This window comes from Pseudomonas sp. P5_A12, from assembly GCF_056400685.1.
The window spans coordinates 1-6,292 of the sequence record NZ_JBFUKU010000301.1; the positions used below are offsets into that span (position 1 = coordinate 1).

General features: G+C 55.3%; 5 protein-coding genes. All 5 read right to left on the reverse strand.

Annotated features, from left to right (window positions below):
* Complete coding sequence (locus AC1DSG_RS26055; RefSeq protein ID WP_477793460.1) at positions 1–1,704, reverse strand: arylsulfatase; 1,704 nt, start codon at positions 1,702–1,704, stop codon at positions 1–3.
* A 297-nt stretch (positions 1,705–2,001) separates the two neighbouring features.
* Positions 2,002–3,366: a group II intron reverse transcriptase/maturase gene (gene ltrA, locus AC1DSG_RS26060; protein WP_477793461.1), complete on the reverse strand. Its 1,365-nt coding sequence runs from the start codon at positions 3,364–3,366 to the stop codon at positions 2,002–2,004.
* Between the two features lie 1,224 nt (positions 3,367–4,590).
* A complete protein-coding gene (locus AC1DSG_RS26065) occupies positions 4,591–5,640 on the reverse strand; it encodes a tyrosine-type recombinase/integrase (protein ID WP_477793462.1) in 1,050 nt (349 codons plus the stop codon).
* 1 nt (position 5,641) lies between these two features.
* Positions 5,642–5,884: a DUF4224 domain-containing protein gene (locus tag AC1DSG_RS26070; protein ID WP_477793463.1), complete on the reverse strand. Its 243-nt coding sequence runs from the start codon at positions 5,882–5,884 to the stop codon at positions 5,642–5,644.
* A gap of 44 nt (positions 5,885–5,928) precedes the next feature.
* Positions 5,929–6,201 carry a hypothetical protein gene (locus AC1DSG_RS26075; RefSeq protein WP_477793464.1) on the reverse strand — a complete coding sequence of 91 codons (273 nt, stop codon included), beginning with the start codon at positions 6,199–6,201 and terminating at the stop codon, positions 5,929–5,931.
* Positions 6,202–6,292 lie beyond the last annotated feature (91 nt).

Sequence of the window (6,292 nt, forward strand, 5' to 3'; positions counted from 1 at the left end):
CTATTCGCCGGCATGACTCGTCGCTCTGGAGGCTGCCATTTCCGCCATGATGCCGTCTAGGTTGTAGGTTTCAGGTGCTTGTAATGGTGGGAACTCTTTATACGATGCGAGTTCTTTCATCCACAGCAATTGACCCAGGGGCAACATATTCCAGTCATAGATATAGGCCGTGGCGGGTGCAGCAAGTGCCCCGGCATAACCCGCGATGGATTTAGGATCGTCCAACCCGCCAGCAATCTCGAAGGGATCGCGCTTGATATTGTCAACCATGGTCCAGGAGTAGCTTACAGCTCCTTTCATAGCTCCCGTAGGATCGGTTGGCACCATCGTGTAGTACATCTTCCAGTTTTTGTAGCGCACTGCCGAAGGCTTCGGCCCGGTGTAATAGAAGAAGATCTCGCGCGCGGACTTCTCACTCTTGCCTGTCAGATAGTCGACTTGATTGACGCCATCGAGTGTGGTTTTGACGATACCTGGGTACTTGCCACCTTCTATCTGTGTTTTCAGGTCATTTCCCTTCGGACCACCGGCAATATCGACCAGGGTTGGCACCCAGTCCAGCGATGAAAACAACTGACTCCTGACGGTGCCTGGCTTGATATGTCCAGGCCAACGAACAACCATCGGTGCACGCATACCGCCTTCCCAGGTGGTCAGCTTGCCACCTTTGAAGGGAGTAACGCCGCCGTCAGGATAGGTAATGACTTCAGCACCGTTGTCAGTGGTAAACACAATAATGGTGTTTTCCAACTGCCCCATATCTTCAAGCTTCTTGATGACATACCCGATGTTGTCATCCATTTGCTTCATCCCGGCCTCATTGACCCCCCAATCCTTGCCTCCCGGGGTGCCGACCATGTTCAGGTACTTCTCAGACAGCACGGTAGTAATGTGCATGCGTGCAGGGTTGTACCAGACGAAGAACGGCTTGCCGGTTTTTTTAGGGTCGTTGCGGTCGAGGAAATCTATGACGTGCGTAGAGATTTCCTCATCGACGGTTTTTGACCGGTCCAGGGTCAACGGGCCTTCATCCTTACACTTCTGATTTTGCTGTGTGCCGTCGGAGGACGTGCAGGCAAGCACCGGTCGTGGCGGTGTCAGGCAGTTCGCTACCCTGGGGTCGACAGCCCCTGGAACCTCGGGAACTCCAGGCAGCGGTTCATTTTTGCAGGGCGGTGCAATGGCTTGTTCAGTGGGCGACTTGTTGATATCGGGAAAACTCACCCCTTGCATTGCATCCAAGTGATAGAGGTAGCCCCAGAACTCTTGAAAACCATGGGCAGTTGGCAGTGCTGCCGGATGGTCACCCAAGTGGTTCTTGCCGAACTCACCCGTTGAATAGCCCAAATCGTAGAGGAATTTGGCCAGCGCTGGTGTACCGGGCCGCAGATAGGAGGGGCTGCCGGGTAGTTGGGGTGGGATCATCCCCGTTCGCAGAGGATGCATGCCGGTGAAAAACGCGTTGCGACCAGCCGTGCAACTTTGCTCGGCGAGATAGTCCATATAGATCGATCCTTCATTAGCAATACGATCTATATTCGGTGTTTCGCCAACCATCAAACCTCGATGGTAGGCGCTTGGCTGCATCCAGCCAATATCATCACCCATTATGAATACAATATTGGGTTTGGATGTATCGGCGAAGGCAGGAGGACCAAACAGAGGTGCGAAAGCAAGTGTTAACGTCAATAACGTAGTTTTCATGGTTGCTCTCCAAGTTGAACCGCAACCCCCCAAGAGCGTTGAGTCTAGTCCAAGACTTCAAAACCGTTGCGCAAGGTGTGATTGTCCCGACTCGATGAGCGAAATCTGTAGAAATAGGGTGTTGACTAAACGCTTGAGTGACTCACTCACCTCTCCCAACGGGCGATCCAACAACGTCACGTAGGCTGGAGAGGTGGGGAGTAAGTGGGTGAACAGAGGCTGCTGAATCGAGTAGGAGGCGGATTTACATCCGCCGTCCTCTCACACCACCGTACGTACGGTTCCGTATACGGCGGTTCAGGTTAAGCGGCTAAGCCGGGTTATCGTGTCCAGTATTGAGACCAGCCCGAGTCGATCCCATAGTTTCTTCGGCAGCGCCTGATTCATATGGGGTGCTCCGGAGTTCCACCAAGGGCCTCGACCATTGAATGCTGAGTTACAAGCACGAGCTTCGTTGAGCCCTAGACGCATCAAGTTGCGCGCCCTCGTAGAGGGCTGCTTCCATTGGCGCCAGATGATACAGCGAAGTTTGTGACGCACCCAGCCATCAAGATCCTCAAGTGGCCGCTTGCTCTGACTCAGCTTGAAGTAGCCAGCCCAGCCGCGCAGCAGGCTTCGAAGTCGGTCGCGTAAGCGACCCAGACTCATTGTTGCCACTCTCAGCCTTGGCTGTTGATGCCAGCTCATCCCGTAGCCCAAGTAATCACACCTCCAAGAACCGACAACTCGGCTCTTTTCCCGATTCAGCACCAGTTTCAGTCGCTGGCTCAGGAAACGCTCGACGCCGGCCATCACTCGTTCGCCAGCACGGCGACTGCGCACATAAATGTTCGCATCATCGGCATAGCGCACGAAACGATGGCCCCGCCGCTCCAATTCACGGTCGAATTCGTTGAGCAGGATGTTCGACAGCAACGGCGAAAGCGGGCCGCCTTGCGGCGTCCCTTCCTGCCGTCGGCTGACGAGTCCACCTGACATCGTTCCCGCTTCGAGATAGCGACGGATCAGCGTGAGCACCCGCTTGTCTTCGATTTGACGCTCAATGTACGCCATCAATACATCGTGGTTGACCCGATCAAAGAACTTCTCCAGATCAAGTTCCACGCACCAGCGGTGACCCGCCGCCACATGGCCACGGGCAGTTTCGATGGCTTGGTGAGCGCTTCTGCCCGGACGGAAACCGTAGCTGTAGTCCGAGAACAGCGGATCGAAGATCGGCGTGAGCTGTTTCAGCAGAGCCTGTTGGATCAGGCGATCCACGACGCAGGGAATGCCCAGCTGCCGTGTCCCGCCTTTGGGTTTGGGGATGTCGACGGCGCGCACACCTTGCGGGTGATACTCGCCGGCCAGCAACCGAGCCTTGAGGATCGGCCAATACTGTTTCACGTAGCCCGCCAATTCGTCGACCGTCATGCCATCGGCACCCGGCGCCCCCTTATTGCTGACTACGCGTTGATACGCACGCTTGAGGTTGGCCGGTGTAAGCACCCGCGCCATCAGCGTGTCCGGCTCCGCGTTCGTCCACGTCACAGACGCCGCTGATACCTGTGCGCTGCCAGCCGTCATCCTCGGATTCTGTCCGGAACTCGGAGTAACAGTCTTCTCTGGGAGAAATTTCTGCATTTCGGTATTCAACGAGACTTTGACGCCTACTGGCGGCATAACCTGTTCAGCCCTTGGTGACGCGGTTAACCGCCACTTACTACGGCTTCGGCTGACTTCTGCTCGTTCATCCCGTCGCCTCTCGACGCTCGGTAGCACAGTAGCAAACGTGCAGATCTCCCAGGGTAATTCGCGCGACCTTCCTGCTTATGCCTGTCGGATCTACGTCACAGCGTTCCGTGCAAGTATCGGGCTTTGAAGATGCTTGCCTTCTTACCCCGCTGCGCCGCCTCTATCCGCTTCCTGTTCGTCAGGCCAGCAATTTGCCTCGGGCTTCCTTCAGATTCGCAGTCACCCGCGACACCCTTGCCTCTGGCTAACACTTCCCCTTGCCGGGTGTGTAGAGGACTTTCACCTCCAAGTCACCAGCGAGGCCACCACAGCCAAGCTGGTTGCGCTAACGCGCCATGCCTGGCGCACAAGCAAAAAGCCCCCAATAATTGGGGCCTTAAGATGCGGATCTGGTAATCATCAGGGTTTCATGTTGATGAGGTAACTGGCGATACCCTCGCCACGTAACGCGAACTGTTCAACGTCATTTTCGAATTTTCGAATTTTCGAATGACTTTGTATTACTCGCGCGATAGCCGTTCAAGCCAAGAACTATAGCTATTCGAAAATCATCTGTGCTGATGTGCACGCCAAACACATGGAAAGCCGACTTCAAGGCGCGGTGAAAACGTTGATCGTCCAATGGGTGGCCGGTGTGCCGAGTATCATGCGCAAGCCATGACTACAACACGGACTTCAGCTTTTCAATATCCATGAGAGGGATAAATCGGGAAGTTTTTGTAACGGTGATTACGCCAATTTTCAAGCATGGGGTGCTAGCGGGCGAGTGTTCGAATCAGTCCGTCCCGACCATATTTCGAAGAACGGCCATGAGGGAGTGAGAAATCTACGACGGTTTCCAGAGGTTTCGAAAAGACGGTTGCGGAAATGGCAAAAAAGCTGCGGACACAATCTGTGCAGGAGCGGCAGGAAAGCCCAAACCCCAGAAACGACAAAGCCCTGAAAAATCAGGGCTTTGTCGTATAAAGATGGCGGAGGCGATGGGATTCGAACTCATGGACCTGTTACAGTCGACGGTTTTCAAGACCGGTATACAGATGAAATCAGGCTGTGCCTTGTAGCGATTTTCCGTTCCATTACTTTCATTTTTCAGCACCTCTACAGCCCGCATTCTACAAGGGGCCTGCTTTGAGTTATGGAACGGTTTTTAGGCTATTTTGAGGGCTTGGCGATGGCCCCAATTCGACGGTAAACGCGTTCGGTGATGTCCCCTTTGGTGTGCCCCAACAGGAGGCTGGCTTCGCCAACATCGGAGATTTCAGATGCTGCCTTCGGCCTGATATCCCGGAACTGAAACCCACCAATCTTCGCCGCCAGTAGCTCGTCGCCGACTTCGATAGCAGCCAGCTTTGCCTTTTCACGAGCAAGATCCCAGCGCTTCCTCAGCATCGTCGCCGTCATCCGCTTGCCGTGCTGGCTGACGATCAGGTAGTTCGAGACATGCCGAGAATTGCGCTCGGTTATCGCCGCGATCAGCAGGCCCAGGCTGTTCGCCTCATCGCCTGCGGTCATGTGAATACGCAATTTCTTGTGCGTCTTGTTCTGCTGTACCCCCAGATATCCCCCCTCTGCGTCATCCTTTCGCATCACCAGGACATCTGCTGGCCGCTGCCCGGTCAGGTAGGCCAGGTCCATCGCGTCTTTCAGCTCTTGAGCTGCCTTCTTGTAAACCGCATCCCACACCACATCATTCGCGTAGTAGTCTCGCGGCGTTTCCTTGTTCTTGCGCACCCCTTGGCACGGGTTTTCCTTGGCCGTCAGGCCCCACTCCCGAGCGATATTGAAAATATGGGAGAGGGTGGCAATCTCCCTATTTGCCCGAACCTTGGCCGACCGCGCATCCCGATACCCAGCAATGGTCGCAGGGGTGATCGAATCGATGGGCGCGCTATCGAACATAGGGCGGAGCTGCTTGATCTCTGACAGGTTGTCCCTCTGCGTGCGCGGCGCCTTCTTGGGGACAATGTCGCGGATGTAGCGGTCAAAGATGCCTTTCATCGTGCGCAGGTCCAGGGGCTTTTCCTTAGCTTCAAGTTCCGCCCATTTGATTCTGGCCTTATCCAGATCTTTGCCGAGTGGTATGTCCTTGCCTAGTAGGTCACGGTAGTAATAAGCGGTCCACACGGCGCCATTTTTGCGCTTGCGGGACCGCTGATACATCCGTGGGGGGAGGTGGTGATATTCGGTCTTGCGGGGGCGCATATCAGTTCACTCGCGAGAAATCAGGCGTCCATGGCGGCGCCGCCGGTGGAGGGCTTGGGTCACCAACCGTGGACGTGATCATGCCCAGTTTCATGCGGGCGTACATTYGGCCAACAAGCGGGCGCTTACCACGGCTTTCGACAAATACCCACTGACGATCGACCAGCCAGCGCCGTTGGTACGCACGGGCCTTGTAGCCGGTGAACTCTGCCAGCTCTTCGTCCGAGAGGATTTCAGTTTCCATAAGGATGCTCCATGCCGCGCGTGGCGGCAGAAGGTGGTGAGGGGTTATTCCCAGCCGTGCAGGTAGGCCGGCTCGGTCAGCTGCTTCAGTTCCTGCCGCAGCGTTTTATCCAAGACGATGATTTTGCCTTCGTCCTGGTCAAAGGCCTCCGTGTTGTCGAGCATGGTTTCGCTGACCAGATCGACGTCCTCCAGATCGAACTCACTGTGCGGGTAACCGTTGAAGTCGCAGAGCACTTTGATTGCGCCGGCCGGGTCGTAGGCGGCAACGATGTCGTTGTCGCCAACTTGATAGGCCTTCAGTGTTTCTTGAGGCATACAGAATTCCTCCCTGCCGTTCACCGGCAGGCTGGTTGAGTTGTGGGAATCAAATGAAGGGTTAACGCAGGTCGAGAAGTTGGGCTAAGGT